Origin of the sequence: Bacillus cereus group sp. MYBK30-2, from assembly GCF_051915945.1 — a bacterium.
Lineage (GTDB): Bacteria > Bacillota > Bacilli > Bacillales > Bacillaceae_G > Bacillus_A > Bacillus_A paramycoides.
In genome coordinates this window covers 55,940-70,863 of the sequence record NZ_JBQAFR010000007.1, presented here as the reverse complement: position 1 = coordinate 70,863, position 14,924 = coordinate 55,940, and the positions used below count along the sequence as shown (strand labels likewise).

Here is a 14,924-nt window from a genome sequence, read left to right as displayed (position 1 = left end):
TCTTGATCAATACCCCAAAAATATTTCAAATTTTATCCCTTTAAATTATAATTATGAAATTGCTTTCAGGGCAATATGTAACCTTCTAATACTAAAAGGAAGGAGATACAACTCCTTCCTTTTCAGTCACAATTTATAGCCATCTTACCCTATCATGTAGCAGTTCATCTGTAAAATTATTATGCCCTATTACAAAATCTTTCATATAAAAATGTAAATATTCCCCATACTTACTTTCAGTATTTAATAATAATTCTTCTACATAATAAGCACCTTGTCCAAAAGTATCTAAGAGTAAACTACACAAGCCAGCATAAATCCCACATCCTACTTGGAAGTAAGTTGCATTTGTTTTATATTTTTGAAAGACTTGGCTACTATTCATTACATTATACATGTATGTCTCGCTATTTTCATAAACAAGTAACACACCAACTAAATCACAGGATTCCAAAGATTCTTTATACAAAAAGATCCCGTATTAAGATACATTTCTGTATATCTTAATACGGGATCTTTTCATAAATTTAATCTTCGTCTTTAACATCCATATCTTCCGGAATTGGCTCGTTTAATATTTCTTCCACTAACTGTTTATATTTCTCCATTTGTTCTAAATGTGTATTAAATTGTTCTTTATTTAATAAATATTGCTCCCCATCGAACAACGCACGAATTTTCTTTTGCTGAATTAAATCTTCAACATACGATTTTGGTAAATTCAAATATTCTGCAGCCTCTTCTATCGTTATATACAATGTGTTCATTCCTTTATAGTTTTTTCATATATATACTGTATCTTACTTTATTTTTGTAAACAAATAAAAAAGATTTTGTAAATACAAATCAAAAAGCAGGTAGATGCATTCCATATATTGTATAATAATATAGTAAGTATTTTTTTAAATATATAATGGTATTACCCATTTACACAAAGGAGAGTTAACTTATGGCTACTCATCACATCATTACAATGTTAGAAAAAACATTACGAGTTGAAACAGAAAACACAATTTCTCATCTATCTAAGTCTTTATCCGATCGTATTCTTTCACAAAGTGCAGCAGTACATGAAAATAATTGCTACCATACGATTGGTGAATGGTACAAAAATCATTTCATATTCCAACAAGATGATTTCCTTTGGGCTAAATACGCTTTCTATGACGCATATTGTGAGGCTATAAAAAAACAAGGTCATCTTACAAAACGTGTTCGTCAAATATTAGAATCATTAGCTCGAAAACATGGAAAACAATATATTGCTTCTATACAAAATATGCCCTTCCCTAATGAACAGGCAAAAGGGACAGCATAATTTGATATTGACCAGCACAAATCAAGCATAGATTCATTGTTTTCAAGAAAGATTTACAAATAAAACGTTCAAGTCTTTGTATTCCCATTTTACAGAAATACATTCATATGACATGAACTAATGAAAACGGTGTCATGATAATGATTGAAAATATAGTAAACAGGAAAACCCCCATTTACACCTCTTATTCATAGAAATAGAGATGTAAATGGGGGTATACTTGGATCCTTTCTTATTTCATCATCTGCTTAATCAATTCTCGATTTCTCTTCTTAAATACTTCATTATGCGAAGAAACCATTCCGTACTCACTTGCATCTGGTTGAATAAATTGTTTCGCTTTATTCACAGCATTTCCAGCATCTTGGAACGCCCCAGCTATTAAATGTAATTTCCCTTCATGCTTTAAAATATCTCCAGCAGCATATAATCCATCTACCGAGGACTCACTATTTGCATTCCCTGCAATATAATAATTATCAACAATAGCAACATCTAACTCACTATTTTCTAATAATGTTATATCGCGTTCATATCCATGATTAATAATAACTTCATCTATAGATAAATGAGAAACCTCTCCAGTTTCATGATTCGTTAATTCTACATACTCAATTGCCTCATGACTATCGCTAGCAATTAATTTTGTAATTGATGTATTAAAGAAACATTCTGCTGAACTGTTCATAAGTTGTTTTACTTGTGCTTCATGGCCAGATAATGATTCTTTTCTATATGTTAAATAAACTTTTTTTACGATTGGTTCTAATTCATTCGCCCAATCAATTGCAGAGTTCCCCCCACCTGAAATAATTACCGTTTTATCTTTGAAACGCTTTAAAGATTTAACTGTATAATTTAAATTTGAGACTTCGAATCTCTCAGCACCTTCAATTGATAACTTTTGTGGCTTCAATATACCACTCCCAGTTGCGACGATCACTGTTTTTGAAAAATGTTCTTCTCCAGTGCTTGTTTTTAATGTAAAAATGCCATCCTGATTACGAATAATCGATTCTATTTTTGTATTCAATACAACTTCTGGTTGGAATGTTAATCCTTGTTGTACAAGTTGTTCAATTAATTTTTCACCAGTAACTGGTAACAATCCGCCAATATCCCAAATCATTTTTTCTGGATACACATGTATTTTTCCACCTAACTGTGGTTGAAATTCTATTATTTTTGTTTTCATCTCTCTTAGTCCACTATAAAAAGCTGAATAAAGCCCTGCAGGTCCTCCGCCTATCACGGTTACATCAAACAATTCTTCTTGATTCACTCATGCTCACTCCTCAGCTACTAATCATTGATTATCATTCTCAATAAAATATAACTTGTTTTTATGAATTTTACAATCAAAATTACTATTGACAATACATCTATATACAATTATATTATTTAAAGAATCGATAGTGATAATCATTATCAACTTGTTAATTATTAGCAAGTTGTAGATTGCATCTTCTTTCATTAATTATGGTGAACACTCTATAGTGAAATATCAAATTCAAGATTGTTAATAAGAATTTTGTATTACCACCAGCTTTTCAAAAAATCAAAGTTAAACAAATTATTATGTATTACATATCATCTATCAAAAGGAGCAAGACGATGAAAAAATTATTCATTTCACTAACAGTTCTGTTCGTCCTTGTTATGAGTGCTTGTAGTAATGGCTCTACAGACAAAAAGGGCGATGCAAAAGGTAACAAATCAGAAACAATTACATACCAATCTGAAAATGGTAAAGTAGAAGTTCCAGCAAACCCACAGCGTGTTGTTGTCCTATCATCATTTGCTGGTAACGTAATGTCACTAGGGGTTAATCTTGTTGGGGTAGATTCATGGTCTAAACAAAACCCACGCTTTGATAGCAAACTTAAAAACGTCGCTGAAGTATCAGATGAGAATGTTGAAAAGATCGCAGAATTAAATCCAGACTTAATCATTGGTTTATCAAATACTAAAAATGTCGATAAGTTAAAGAAAATCGCTCCTACTGTAACATTTAAATATGGAAAAGTTGATTACTTAACACAACATTTAGAAATCGGTAAGTTATTAAACAAAGAAAAAGAAGCAAAAACTTGGGTTGATGATTTCAAGAAGCGCGCACAAACGGCTGGAAAAGAAATTAAAGCGAAGATCGGTGAAGATGCGACCGTTTCTGTTGTTGAAAACTTCAACAAACAGCTTTATGTATATGGCGATAACTGGGGCCGTGGAACAGAAATTCTTTACCAAGAAATGAAATTAAAAATGCCTGAAAAAGTAAAAGAAAAGGCATTAAAAGAAGGTTACTACGCATTATCTACTGAGGTATTACCTGAGTTTGCTGGTGATTACTTAATCGTAAGTAAAAACAAAGATACTGATAACTCATTCCAAGAGACAGAATCATATAAAAACATTCCAGCAGTAAAAAATAATCGTGTATTTGAAGCAAACATGATGGAATTCTATTTTAATGATCCACTTACATTAGACTTCCAATTAGATTTCTTCAAGAAAAGCTTTCTCGGTCAATAATACAACAATGAGGAATTCTTAAATTAAGAATTCCTCTTCCTTTATTCTATGAAAAGAAAAGATGTGAAATTGATGACAAAAGAGCAAGACAATCTACGTTCCACCGCTTTTACGTACAAATTAATTTTGAGCGTTATTGCATTCTTTCTTATTTTTATGGTGGCAATGGTATTCGGTGCTGCAGATACTTCTATAAAAGATGTATGGTTAGCACTCACTTCCTCTGCTAAAGGAGACAAGCTATCTATTCTTCGCGAAATACGTTTACCACGTGAAGTTGCTGCTATTTTTGTAGGAGCTGGACTCGCTGTTTCTGGTGCAATTATGCAAGGCTTAACACGAAATCCTCTTGCTGATCCTGGATTACTCGGCCTAACTGGTGGTGCAAATGCTGCGCTTGCACTCACACTCGCTTTCAATCCTTCCATTAGCTACCTTTACTTAACGTTAGCTTGCTTTATCGGTGCTGCAATTGGCGCTATTATGGTATTTGGAATTGGCATGGTGAAAAAGGGCGGACTTTCTCCCCTTCGAATTGTATTAGCTGGTGCTGCTGTTTCAGCATTCCTAATCGCCATTTCAGAAGGTATTGGCATTTACTTTAAAATTTCACAAGATGTATCACTTTGGACGGCCGGAGGCGTAATTGGAACGACTTGGAGCCAATTAAAAATTATTATTCCGGTTATTTCGATAAGTATCTTTATCGCTATTTTACTTGCAAAGAAATTGACGGTCCTCAGTTTCAGTGAAGAAGTTGCCATTGGACTCGGTCAAAAAATTATCGTCATTAAAACGATTTTATTTATCATTATTATCTTGCTTGCTGGTGCTTCTGTAGCGCTTGTCGGGAATATGGCATTTATCGGCTTAATGATACCGCATATGGTTCGTCCAATCGTTGGGCCAGACTACCGTTTTGTCATACCGATGTCAGCAATCGCTGGTGCTTCCTTTATGCTACTCGCAGATACAATTGGGCGTACAATTAACGCTCCGTACGAAACACCAGTTGCTGCAATTGTCGCTATTGTAGGATTACCAGTCTTCCTATTTATTGTTCGTAAAGGGGGAAGAACGTTCTCATGATGCAACAATCTATTATAAAGAAACAACGTCTTATCATACTTGCATTACTTATACTTACTATCACAACCATTGTGATCGGAATGGGACTCGGTTCTGCCTCTCTCTCCTATGACAGATTAATCCCAACACTTATGGGACAAGGTACATTTAAAGAGGAATTCGTTTTATATTCTTTAAGACTACCTAGAATCGTCATTACATTATTAGCTGGTATGGCACTCGCTTTATCAGGTGCTATATTACAAGGTATTACTCGAAACGATTTAGCTGAACCCGGTATTCTTGGAATCAACTCTGGTGCTGGTGTTGCAGTTGCAGTTTTCTTCTTATACTTCCCGATAGATGTAGGTTCATTTCTTTATCTACTACCAGTCGTTGGATTTATCGGTGCTTTTCTGACAGCTTGTCTCATTTACGTATTTTCATACAGTAAAACAGAAGGACTTCAGCCAATACGATTAACATTAACAGGTATCGGTTTTGCCTTTGCACTATCTGGAACAATGATTGTACTAATCTCATCAGCAGATCGTATGAAAGTAGACTTTATTTCAAAATGGATTGCCGGAAACATTTGGGGAGATGACTGGACATTTGTTTTAGCAATGCTTCCATGGCTAATCGTATTAATCCCATTTGTCTTCTATAAAGCAAACCGATTAAACATCCTTGCATTAAACGAACCAATAGCAATTGGAGTCGGTATCGAAATTGAAAAAGAACGAAGATACTTATTAATTGCTGCCGTTGCGCTTGCTGCCGCAGCCGTTTCCGTAACAGGAGGAATTAGCTTTATCGGACTTATGGCTCCTCACATCGCCAAATCTTTAGTAGGCCCAAGACATCAAATCTTCATGCCAATCGCCATTTTAATAGGCGGATGGCTATTACTATTAGCAGACACAATTGGACGAAATATCGTTGAACCTAACGGTATCCCAGCAGGTATTGTTGTTGCTTTAATTGGTGCTCCTTACTTTATGTATTTGTTGCTTAAGAAAGCATAAAAAACACCCTCAAGAGTGAAATCTTGAGGGTGTTTTCATTTCATTCTACTGCTGCCCATACCCTTCAAACTTCTTCGCCAAATTCTCCATCTCATCTTCTGGCAATAACTTCGGTTCTCCAACACTTTTCGTTTGATAATAAATTTGAGCACAAAACTCAATCTCTTCCGCAACAGTAAATGCCATTTTTATATTATTTGCACCAGCAATTAAACCATGATTTGCAAGTAACACGGCACGACGATCAATCATGCCTTCAAAAGCAGCATCCGCTAATTGCTTCGTACCAAATGTTTCATACGGCGCACAACGAACATTCGGGCCTGCAAAAGCAATTAAGTATGACACGGCAGGAAGCTCCCATCCTAATGATGCAATCGTCTTCGCATAAGGAGAATGTGTATGCACAAGCGCATTTATGTCTTCACGCTTTCTATAATAAATAAGGTGCATATCTAATTCACTTGATGGTTTTCTCTCTCCTTCTACCACTTCACCATCTAAGTTCAATATAACTACATCTTCAGGCTTTGTTTCATAATAATCTAAACCACTTGGGCTAATCGCAACAAGACCTTGTTCACGATTGAAGATACTAATATTACCGCCCGTCCCCTTTGTTAAACCGCTAGAAATCATTTTCTTTCCATACGCTACAATTTCTTCTCTTTCCTTTTGTAATAACATATACATCCCCCTAAGTATGAAGCTTATGATGACTGACTTTTTAAATCTATCTACTTATTGAAATAGCTGTTTTAAGTTCTCCGTAAACGGTGCTTTCACAATCCCTTTTTCCGTAATAATCGCTGTTACATTTTCATGTGGCGTGACATCAAATGCCGGATTATATACTTTACTTTCTTTCGGAGCCGAATATTGTCCGAAACGATTAATCACTTCAGAAGCATCTCTTTCTTCGATTGGAATTTCTTTTCCTGTCGATGTTTTCAAATCAATCGTCGGTGTTGGCGCTGCTACATAAAAAGGAATGTTGTAGTATTTAGCTAAAATAGATACGCCTAATGTTCCAATTTTATTTGCTACATCACCGTTTGCTGCTACTCGGTCACATCCAACAATTACCGCATCAATCTTCCCTTGTGACATGACCATGGCCGCCATATTATCCGTAATGACTGTTACATCAATTCCCGCTCGCTGCAGTTCTAATGCTGTTAACGTTGAACCTTGTAATCTAGGGCGTGTTTCATCCGAATAAATTTTCAAGTTCCATCCTTTTTCTTTCGCTAAGTACATTGGCGCTGTCGCAGTACCATACTTAGTCGTCGCTAAAGCACCTGCATTACAATGCGTTAATACTCCCATTCCATCTTGGAATAATGTTAATGAATGTTCTCCAATTTGGCGGTTAATTTCTTCATCTTCTCTATGAATTTCTTTTGCCTCTTCTAATAATCTATCTTTCAACTGGGCGATTGATAAGTGAGCATTTTCTGTCGCCACATTCTCCATTCTTTCAAGTGCCCAAAATAAGTTTACTGCCGTCGGTCTTGATGTTGCCAAATATGCACATACCTTTTTTACTACCTCTAGAAATTCTTCCCCCGTACTTTGAGTAACTTCCTTTATCCCTAAATACACGCCATAAGCTGCTGAAACACCAATCGCCGGTGCACCGCGTACTTTCATTACTTGAATTGCATCCCATACACTTTCAGCTGTTTTAAAAGATTCATAGACAACTTCATTCGGTAATAACGTTTGATCTAATAAAACTAAAGCATCATCTTTCCACTGAATTGGTATTAATTGCTCTTCCATCATTTTCTCCCCTTACTTCGCATAGTGCATTGACTGTTCTTTTAACGTTTCTACAAAGCTTGTACCTGTTCTATATTGATTCGCTCGTAAAATAAACTCCCTCGCTACTTGAAGACAAATTCGCTCCGCTCTAGCACGTGCTTCCTCATTCTCAATACAAGTAATATCCTTTACTTTCGCTAACCCAACAATACGGCGAATTAACTCAAGACCTGTCACTGCAGCCGTATCCTCTAATACAGATTGTAAATAAACTTCGTTGAATCCTTCTTCCTTCGCCATAATCTCTGTCACATGAATATTCCAAGCATCTAAAAACTTCTTCTTAAATAAATCAATTACCTCTATCATTGTAGATTGTAACCAATCCATATACGTATCTTTCTCAGCTCCAGACGACATGGTCGCATCTGCATTCACCCAAGCAAACATTAAATTCGCCATTACATTCCCAACGTCATATCCCATAGGTCCATAAAAGGCAAACTCAGGATCAATAATCTTTGTGGAATCACTTTTCACAAAAACAGAACCAGTATGTAAATCACCATGAAGCAATGCCTGTGCATTCGTCATAAAAGAAAATTTAAGCTTTGCTACTTCCATACGAAGCTCTTTATCACTATAAATATACTCTCTAATCCATCCCTCATTTAATGGAAATAACTCATTACGCTTATTATGATTTGTAAATGGCTCAGAGTATACGAGATCTTCTGTAATCTCGCATAACTCAGGATTTATATAATTCTTCACAAGCTCCTTCTTCTCTTTATGATTCATTACAACATCCGATGTTAATAAAAGTGTATTTACCATAAAGGTAGTTAAATCGTCAGCAAGCCTCGGAAATATTTGGTGATTTATAAGTGCTGTACGTAATATTGTGTGATCTGATAAGTCTTCCATCACACAGCAATTCATCACACTATCAAACAAATACACCGTTGGAACAAGTCTAGGTGCTAATTTTCCCTCCAACTGCAAAACATTAGATTCAATACGAATACGATTTGTCGACAATTTAAACTCATCTGAAATACGAGCTGTATCCCCAGCCTGCTTTACGATAACGGAATTATTACTCTCCTCATCCCAAACACGAAACACATAATTTAAATTGCCATCACCGATTTCTTTACACTGTAACCCCTTTGCGACCTCAAACTTAGATAATTTCTCTTTCACATATGCAATCACATCTTTAGCTTCCATTAAAAAATACTTCGTAAACTTAGACATGGTTTCCCCTCCACACTAATTGTAAGCGTTTTCTAAAAGCTATAAAAAAATAATAGGGTGAAAATTTTTATCCTATTATATACATTCTTCTTTTTAAAAGGCATATCTAGGTTTTATTATATCTCGTTAATACCTTGAGTCAATGTTTCTAATTATCATTGCACTATACTGCTTAATTATATATTTAAGATGACAAAAATTGTTCAAAAAGATTCCGATTCATTTTATTTTATTTATTGCGTAATTCTTTGTAAAATAAAAGTAAGCAGTTCCTTTTCAAATGCACAACTTCTAAGAAATATTTCCTTCCTAAGAATTTATACTTACACTATATTTCTAAACTACATACTAATCTTTCATCTACTCTTTTAAAATGAATACTCTAAAAATTACCGTTCAATTCCCTAGCAGCTTTAATTGAGAATAAATATTAATTAAATTGGAATAAAGTTGCTTTATTCTCTTGACAAAATAACCACTTCTATATGATAATTAATATTGAATTAGAATTATTATAGTTAATTAAAAAATATATTTTATGAGCAAACTAATTTCCGATGCTCAAAACCAACATTTAGGAGGAATTTTAATATGTTATTAATCGGCACAGAAGTAAAACCGTTTAAAGCTAATGCTTACCATAATGGAGAATTTATCCAAGTTACTGATGAAAGTTTAAAAGGAAAATGGAGCGTAGTTTGTTTCTACCCTGCAGACTTCACATTCGTTTGTCCAACTGAACTTGAAGACTTACAAAATCAATATGCAACACTTAAAGAACTAGGCGTTGAAGTATACTCTGTATCTACAGACACTCACTTCACACATAAAGCATGGCATGATAGCTCAGAAACTATCGGCAAAATCGAATACATTATGATTGGTGACCCAACTCGCACAATCACTAGCAACTTCAACGTTTTAATGGAAGAAGAAGGTCTTGCTGCTCGTGGTACATTCATCATCGATCCAGACGGCGTTATCCAATCTATGGAAATCAACGCTGACGGTATCGGCCGTGATGCAAGCATTCTTGTTAACAAAATTAAAGCAGCTCAATACGTACGTAACAACCCAGGTGAAGTTTGCCCGGCTAAATGGCAAGAGGGTTCTGCAACACTTAAACCAAGCCTTGACCTTGTAGGCAAAATCTAAGGAGTTCGATCAAAATGATACTAGATGCAGATATAAAAACACAACTATCCCAATACCTTCAGTTAATGGAGAACGATATTTTACTTAAAGTTAGCGCAGGAGACGATAACGTATCTAAAGATATGTTATCTCTAGTAGATGAATTAGCTACTATGTCATCTAAGATTACAGTAGAAAAAGTTGAACTAGAGAGAACACCAAGCTTTAGCGTAAATCGCCCTGGTGAAGACACTGGTGTATTATTCGCTGGTATTCCATTAGGACACGAATTCACTTCATTAGTGTTAGCTTTACTACAAGTGAGTGGACGCGCTCCAAAAGTTGAACAAAAATTAATTGATCAAATAAAAAACATTCAAGGCGAATATCATTTTGAATCTTATATCAGCCTAAGTTGTCACAACTGTCCTGATGTTGTACAAGCTCTTAACGTAATGAGCGTTCTAAACTCTGGTATTACACATACTATGATTGACGGCGCTGCATTCAAAGAGGAAGTAGAAAGTAAAGACATTATGGCAGTACCAACTGTTTATCTAAATGGTGAATCTTTCGGAAGTGGTCGTATGACACTTGAAGAAATTCTAGCTAAAATGGGTAACGGTCCAGATGCATCAGAGCTTTCTGATAAAGATCCGTACGATGTTCTTGTTGTTGGTGGCGGCCCAGCTGGTGCAAGTGCAGCAATTTATGCAGCACGTAAAGGCATCCGCACTGGTATCGTTGCTGAGCGCTTCGGTGGTCAAGTAATGGATACTATGGGTATTGAGAACTTCATCAGCGTAAAACGCACTGAAGGTCCTAAGCTAGTAGCAAGCCTTGAAGAGCACGTAAAAGAATACGACATCGATGTAATGAATCTACAACGTGCGAAACGTTTAGAGAAAAAAGAACTTATTGAAGTGGAACTTGAAAACGGCGCTATTCTGAAAAGTAAGAGCGTAATCGTTTCAACAGGTGCTCGCTGGCGTAACGTTGGCGTACCAGGTGAAGCTGAGTTCAAAAACAAAGGTGTAGCATACTGCCCACACTGTGACGGTCCATTATTCATCGGAAAAGATGTAGCGGTTATTGGTGGAGGTAACTCTGGTATTGAAGCAGCTATCGACTTAGCAGGTATTGTTAAGCACGTAACTGTTCTTGAATTCATGCCAGAATTAAAAGCTGATGCTGTATTACAAGAGCGTCTTAACAGCCTACCTAACGTAACTGTTCTGAAAAACGTTCAAACGAAAGAAATTACTGGTACTGACAAAGTAAACGGTATTTCTTACATCGATCGTGAAACTGAAGAAGTTCACCATGTTGAATTACAAGGTGTATTCGTTCAAATCGGTCTTGTGCCAAACACAGACTGGTTAGGTGACACTGTTGAACGCGCTCGCGGTGAAATCGTAACAGATAAGCACGGTGCTACAAATGTACCAGGAGTGTTTGCTGCAGGTGACTGTACAAATAATCCATACAAACAAATTATCATCTCTATGGGTTCAGGAGCGAATGCAGCTTTAGGTGCATTTGATTACTTAATCCGTAACTAATTATAGAGACGTGATTTTTAAAAAGCAGGTGCCTTGGCACCTGCTTTTTTTATAATCCTAATGTATAAACTAAAAATCTCTCATTCCCATTCTTCTCATAAGCACCCTGCAACCTTACTTCCCTCTTCAGCTCAAACGCAGTCTGGTTCTCTAAGAAGAAAATATAATCTTCAGAAGGATAATATAAAATAATATCCACTTCTCTCTCCGTTTCTTCTACCGAAAGCAAAATGTTATTCACTACGTTCATAAACACTTGTACTGAAAACGGATTAAAGAAGTAAAATCGGTTATCACGCGGATCAATCTCATATTCTTGTGCTAAACAACATCCAAATTGGATTTTATCTTTACTGTTTCTTACCTTCTTTGCATAACGCTCAAGGTTTTCCATCGCTTCTTTATAAAATTCTTCATTCATTTCAATTCCAACAGCTGAAGCACCGCACTTATGATGCATGTAAAAATTCAATCTTCCTTTTCCGCATCCAAAGTCTACAATTCGATCGCAACTTTTAATCTCGTATTGATTCAACAGTTCCTCTAATCCACTATATGGTGTCGGCTCATAACGGTGGTAATGTAAAGATTTATTAAAACCTTTTTGCTCTCCGACAGTTTTTATATGTAATACAGCGTCGTAATATTGTTCGTTCATTTGTTTTCTCCTACTAAGAAATTATATTTACTATTATACACCACAGAAAAAGCCTGATTTTTCATCAGGCTTTCAGCAATTGAAATATATCGACTTATCGACAAAACAAGAACTTTCTAGCCCCTGTTTTCTAATACTTTCAACACAGTTTGCTTTAATATCTCTACTCCATCCATGATACAGCTATGATCAAACTTCATATACGGATGGTGTAATCCCGGTTGTAGATTTGCCCCTAGTCCTAGCATAACTGCTTTTAAATGCGGTCTTTTCACTGTATAGTAATGGAAATCATCGCTTCCCGTCGTATACAGAGGTCCCGTACATCCCTCTTCCCCATATACTTCAAGAATACCTTTACGCATAAAGCGTTCAGCTTCTTCTGATACCTCTGCTCCTGGCGCAAGGTCAATCCACTCATAAGAAATTTTGGATCCCATTGATTCAGTAGACGTAATTACGTGCTCAATTTTTTGTTTCAACTCATCTAGTAATATATTATTTTCTGCCCTTACATCTAAACTAAAATGACCGTTTCCTGGAATGATATTTAAATTATCACCACCAGCTTGGCATCTCGTCATCTTAACAGAATGCGATGTTTGCGGTGGTAACCATATATTTTTCAATCCAATATTAATCATTGAAATAACGTCAATTGCGTTTATACCTTGATGTGGGCGTGCTCCATGTGCATCCTCTCCATGAATCGTACCTTCTAAAAAACCTGCTGCTCCGTGACGAATAGATGGTGCCGCTTGTTTCAAAGGCAATTCCTCAATCGGTCTTAAATGAACACCAAATAGGAAATCAGCATCATCCACAGCACCTTTCTCTACCATCTTTAAAGCACCATTTCCTTTTTCTTCAGCCGGCTGAAAAATAAATCTAACCGTACCGCTATCCCATCTCATATTCCTCAATTGTAAAACAAGTCCCATCACAATTGTCATATGAGCATCGTGACCACACGAATGGTTCGCTTTGAACTCTCCGTCCACCTCTTGCCAGAGTGCATCCATATCAGCACGAACCGCGATAACTGGATGACCGCTTCCGATTTCAGCGATTATGCCTGGACAATCGTCAAATGTTTTATATGAAATTCCTTCTTCTTTTAAAAAGTTAGTAATATAAGCTGTCGTTTCATATTCCTTCCAACTCACTTCAGGGTTTTCATGTAAATGCTGAAAAATTTCCGTTAAACGCTCTTGTAGTTCTAATGTTTTCAACTTCCATTCTCCTTCCTAAATTCGAAGCAGTTTAATCATTTATAAAAAATCCCATTTTGAAGAATATATTGAACATTCACTCAAATGTCAAGAGATTGTCCCTACATTTCTTTTGAAATATAATAAGGTAATTAAGATTATAATTCAGAAAATTCTTTTTATGAATTATTCATCATTAGCTTCAGCCTCTTATTAATATATGTAACTTCAAATCTACAGATACTAAAAAGGACGGGAACTATACAATGAAAATTACAGCTATTCATATTTATGCAATTCGTTTACCGCTTCGCAATCCATTTGTTATTAGTTATGGCTCTTACCCTGATATGCCTTCTATTATCGTCAAAATGGAAACAAATGAAGGCATTGTCGGTTACGGTGAAGGTGTTGCCGATGATCACGTTACAGGTGAATCATGGGAAAGTACTTTCCATGTTTTAAAACATACGCTAGCTCCTGCTCTTATCGGGCAAAATCCAATGAATATCGAAAAAATACACGATATGATGAACAATACGATTTACGGTGTTCCTACAGCGAAAGCTGCAATTGATATCGCTTGTTTTGATGTAATGGGCAAAAAATTAAACCAACCTGTATATCAATTAATTGGCGGACGATACCATGAAGAATTTCCTGTCACTCACGTCTTAAGTATCGCCGATCCTAAAGATATGGCCGAAGAAGCTGCTTCCATGATTAAAAAAGGTTACCAATCTTTCAAAATGAAAGTCGGTACGAATGTACAAGAAGATGTAAAAAGAATTGAAGCTGTCCGTGAGCGTGTAGGAAATGATATCGCTATTCGCGTTGATGTAAACCAAGGATGGAAAAATAGCGCGAACACATTAACAGCACTTCGTTCATTAGGACATTTAAACATCGACTGGATTGAACAACCTGTTATAGCGGATGATATTGACGCAATGGCTCATATTCGTTCTAAAACAGACCTTCCACTTATGATTGATGAAGGATTAAAAAGCTCTCGTGAAATGCGCCAAATTATTAAATTAGAAGCTGCTGATAAAGTGAATATAAAACTAATGAAATGCGGCGGCATATACCCAGCTGTAAAACTTGCTCATCAAGCGGAAATGGCAGACATTGAATGCCAAGTTGGATCTATGGTCGAATCATCCGTTGCCTCTTCCGCAGGATTCCATGTCGCTTTCTCAAAAAAAGTCATTACTAGCGTCGAACTAACAGGACCATTAAAATTTACCAAAGACATTGGGGACTTACATTACGACGTACCATTTATTCGCTTAAACGAAAAGCCAGGATTAGGCATTGAAATAAACGAAACTACATTACAAGAACTAACCGTCTTTCAAGACGTTGTACGCTAAAGGAGGACTA

Annotated in this window: 14 protein-coding genes and 1 pseudogene; 7 read left to right on the top strand and 8 right to left on the bottom strand. The window is 36.0% G+C overall.

Going from position 1 to position 14,924, the window contains the following annotated elements:
- Window positions 1–133: 133 nt before the first annotated feature.
- Together ACTFQM_RS24320 and ACTFQM_RS24315 are read right to left on the bottom strand one after the other, a co-directional pair.
- Window positions 134–445: pseudogene (locus ACTFQM_RS24320) on the bottom strand (S-adenosylmethionine decarboxylase related protein); the annotation flags it as partial.
- An 82-nt stretch (window positions 446–527) separates the two neighbouring features.
- Entirely contained in the window at window positions 528–767 is a 240-nt protein-coding gene (locus tag ACTFQM_RS24315; protein WP_029953170.1) for a helix-turn-helix domain-containing protein, read from the bottom strand.
- Between the two features lie 182 nt (window positions 768–949).
- On the opposite strand from ACTFQM_RS24315, the gene ACTFQM_RS24310 reads away from it, so the two are divergent.
- Window positions 950–1,318 (top strand): hypothetical protein, encoded by a 369-nt coding sequence (locus ACTFQM_RS24310; RefSeq protein WP_440036609.1) that lies wholly within the window; start codon window positions 950–952, stop codon window positions 1,316–1,318.
- Between the two features lie 232 nt (window positions 1,319–1,550).
- Here ACTFQM_RS24310 and ACTFQM_RS24305 read toward each other — a convergent pair whose 3' ends face one another.
- Window positions 1,551–2,600: an NAD(P)/FAD-dependent oxidoreductase gene (locus tag ACTFQM_RS24305; protein WP_440036607.1), complete on the bottom strand. Its 1,050-nt coding sequence runs from the start codon at window positions 2,598–2,600 to the stop codon at window positions 1,551–1,553.
- Between the two features lie 332 nt (window positions 2,601–2,932).
- On the opposite strand from ACTFQM_RS24305, the gene ACTFQM_RS24300 reads away from it, so the two are divergent.
- The 3 genes from ACTFQM_RS24300 to ACTFQM_RS24290 are packed head-to-tail and all read left to right on the top strand — an operon-like array spanning window position 2,933 to window position 5,946.
- Window positions 2,933–3,850: an iron-hydroxamate ABC transporter substrate-binding protein gene (locus tag ACTFQM_RS24300; protein WP_440036605.1), complete on the top strand. Its 918-nt coding sequence runs from the start codon at window positions 2,933–2,935 to the stop codon at window positions 3,848–3,850.
- A 48-nt stretch (window positions 3,851–3,898) separates the two neighbouring features.
- On the top strand, window positions 3,899–4,939 hold the full coding sequence (locus ACTFQM_RS24295; protein WP_327915883.1) for a FecCD family ABC transporter permease: 1,041 nt from the start codon (window positions 3,899–3,901) through the stop codon (window positions 4,937–4,939).
- A complete protein-coding gene (locus ACTFQM_RS24290) occupies window positions 4,939–5,946 on the top strand; it encodes a FecCD family ABC transporter permease (protein WP_440036652.1) in 1,008 nt (335 codons plus the stop codon). The genes ACTFQM_RS24295 and ACTFQM_RS24290 overlap by 1 nt, the downstream gene beginning before the upstream one ends.
- A gap of 45 nt (window positions 5,947–5,991) precedes the next feature.
- Here the strand turns inward: ACTFQM_RS24290 and ACTFQM_RS24285 are convergent, their stop codons facing one another.
- Genes ACTFQM_RS24285 through mtnK form a run of 3 tightly spaced genes read right to left on the bottom strand, consistent with a single transcriptional unit; the run spans window position 5,992 to window position 8,973 of the window.
- Window positions 5,992–6,633 carry an L-fuculose-phosphate aldolase gene (locus ACTFQM_RS24285; RefSeq protein WP_098519472.1) on the bottom strand — a complete coding sequence of 214 codons (642 nt, stop codon included), beginning with the start codon at window positions 6,631–6,633 and terminating at the stop codon, window positions 5,992–5,994.
- A gap of 54 nt (window positions 6,634–6,687) precedes the next feature.
- Window positions 6,688–7,731, bottom strand: coding sequence for an S-methyl-5-thioribose-1-phosphate isomerase (gene mtnA / locus ACTFQM_RS24280; protein WP_440036603.1), 1,044 nt, complete (start codon window positions 7,729–7,731; stop codon window positions 6,688–6,690).
- A gap of 12 nt (window positions 7,732–7,743) precedes the next feature.
- Window positions 7,744–8,973: an S-methyl-5-thioribose kinase gene (gene mtnK, locus ACTFQM_RS24275; RefSeq protein WP_440036601.1), complete on the bottom strand. Its 1,230-nt coding sequence runs from the start codon at window positions 8,971–8,973 to the stop codon at window positions 7,744–7,746.
- Between the two features lie 591 nt (window positions 8,974–9,564).
- On the opposite strand from mtnK, the gene ahpC reads away from it, so the two are divergent.
- Window positions 9,565–10,128 carry an alkyl hydroperoxide reductase subunit C gene (gene ahpC / locus ACTFQM_RS24270; RefSeq protein ID WP_000924421.1) on the top strand — a complete coding sequence of 188 codons (564 nt, stop codon included), beginning with the start codon at window positions 9,565–9,567 and terminating at the stop codon, window positions 10,126–10,128.
- Window positions 10,129–10,142: 14 nt separating this feature from the next.
- Window positions 10,143–11,669 carry an alkyl hydroperoxide reductase subunit F gene (ahpF, locus tag ACTFQM_RS24265; protein ID WP_440036600.1) on the top strand — a complete coding sequence of 509 codons (1,527 nt, stop codon included), beginning with the start codon at window positions 10,143–10,145 and terminating at the stop codon, window positions 11,667–11,669.
- Window positions 11,670–11,718: 49 nt separating this feature from the next.
- Here ahpF and ACTFQM_RS24260 read toward each other — a convergent pair whose 3' ends face one another.
- Together ACTFQM_RS24260 and ACTFQM_RS24255 are read right to left on the bottom strand one after the other, a co-directional pair.
- The gene (locus tag ACTFQM_RS24260; RefSeq protein ID WP_440036599.1) at window positions 11,719–12,327 is read right to left on the bottom strand and encodes an SAM-dependent methyltransferase; all 609 of its coding nucleotides are present in this window, start codon (window positions 12,325–12,327) and stop codon (window positions 11,719–11,721) included.
- 116 nt (window positions 12,328–12,443) lie between these two features.
- Window positions 12,444–13,559, bottom strand: coding sequence for a M20 peptidase aminoacylase family protein (locus tag ACTFQM_RS24255; protein ID WP_002174649.1), 1,116 nt, complete (start codon window positions 13,557–13,559; stop codon window positions 12,444–12,446).
- 245 nt (window positions 13,560–13,804) lie between these two features.
- Here ACTFQM_RS24255 and ACTFQM_RS24250 point away from each other — a divergent pair, with 245 nt between their 5' ends.
- Complete coding sequence (locus ACTFQM_RS24250; protein WP_440036598.1) at window positions 13,805–14,914, top strand: mandelate racemase/muconate lactonizing enzyme family protein; 1,110 nt, start codon at window positions 13,805–13,807, stop codon at window positions 14,912–14,914.
- Window positions 14,915–14,924: the final 10 nt, after the last annotated feature.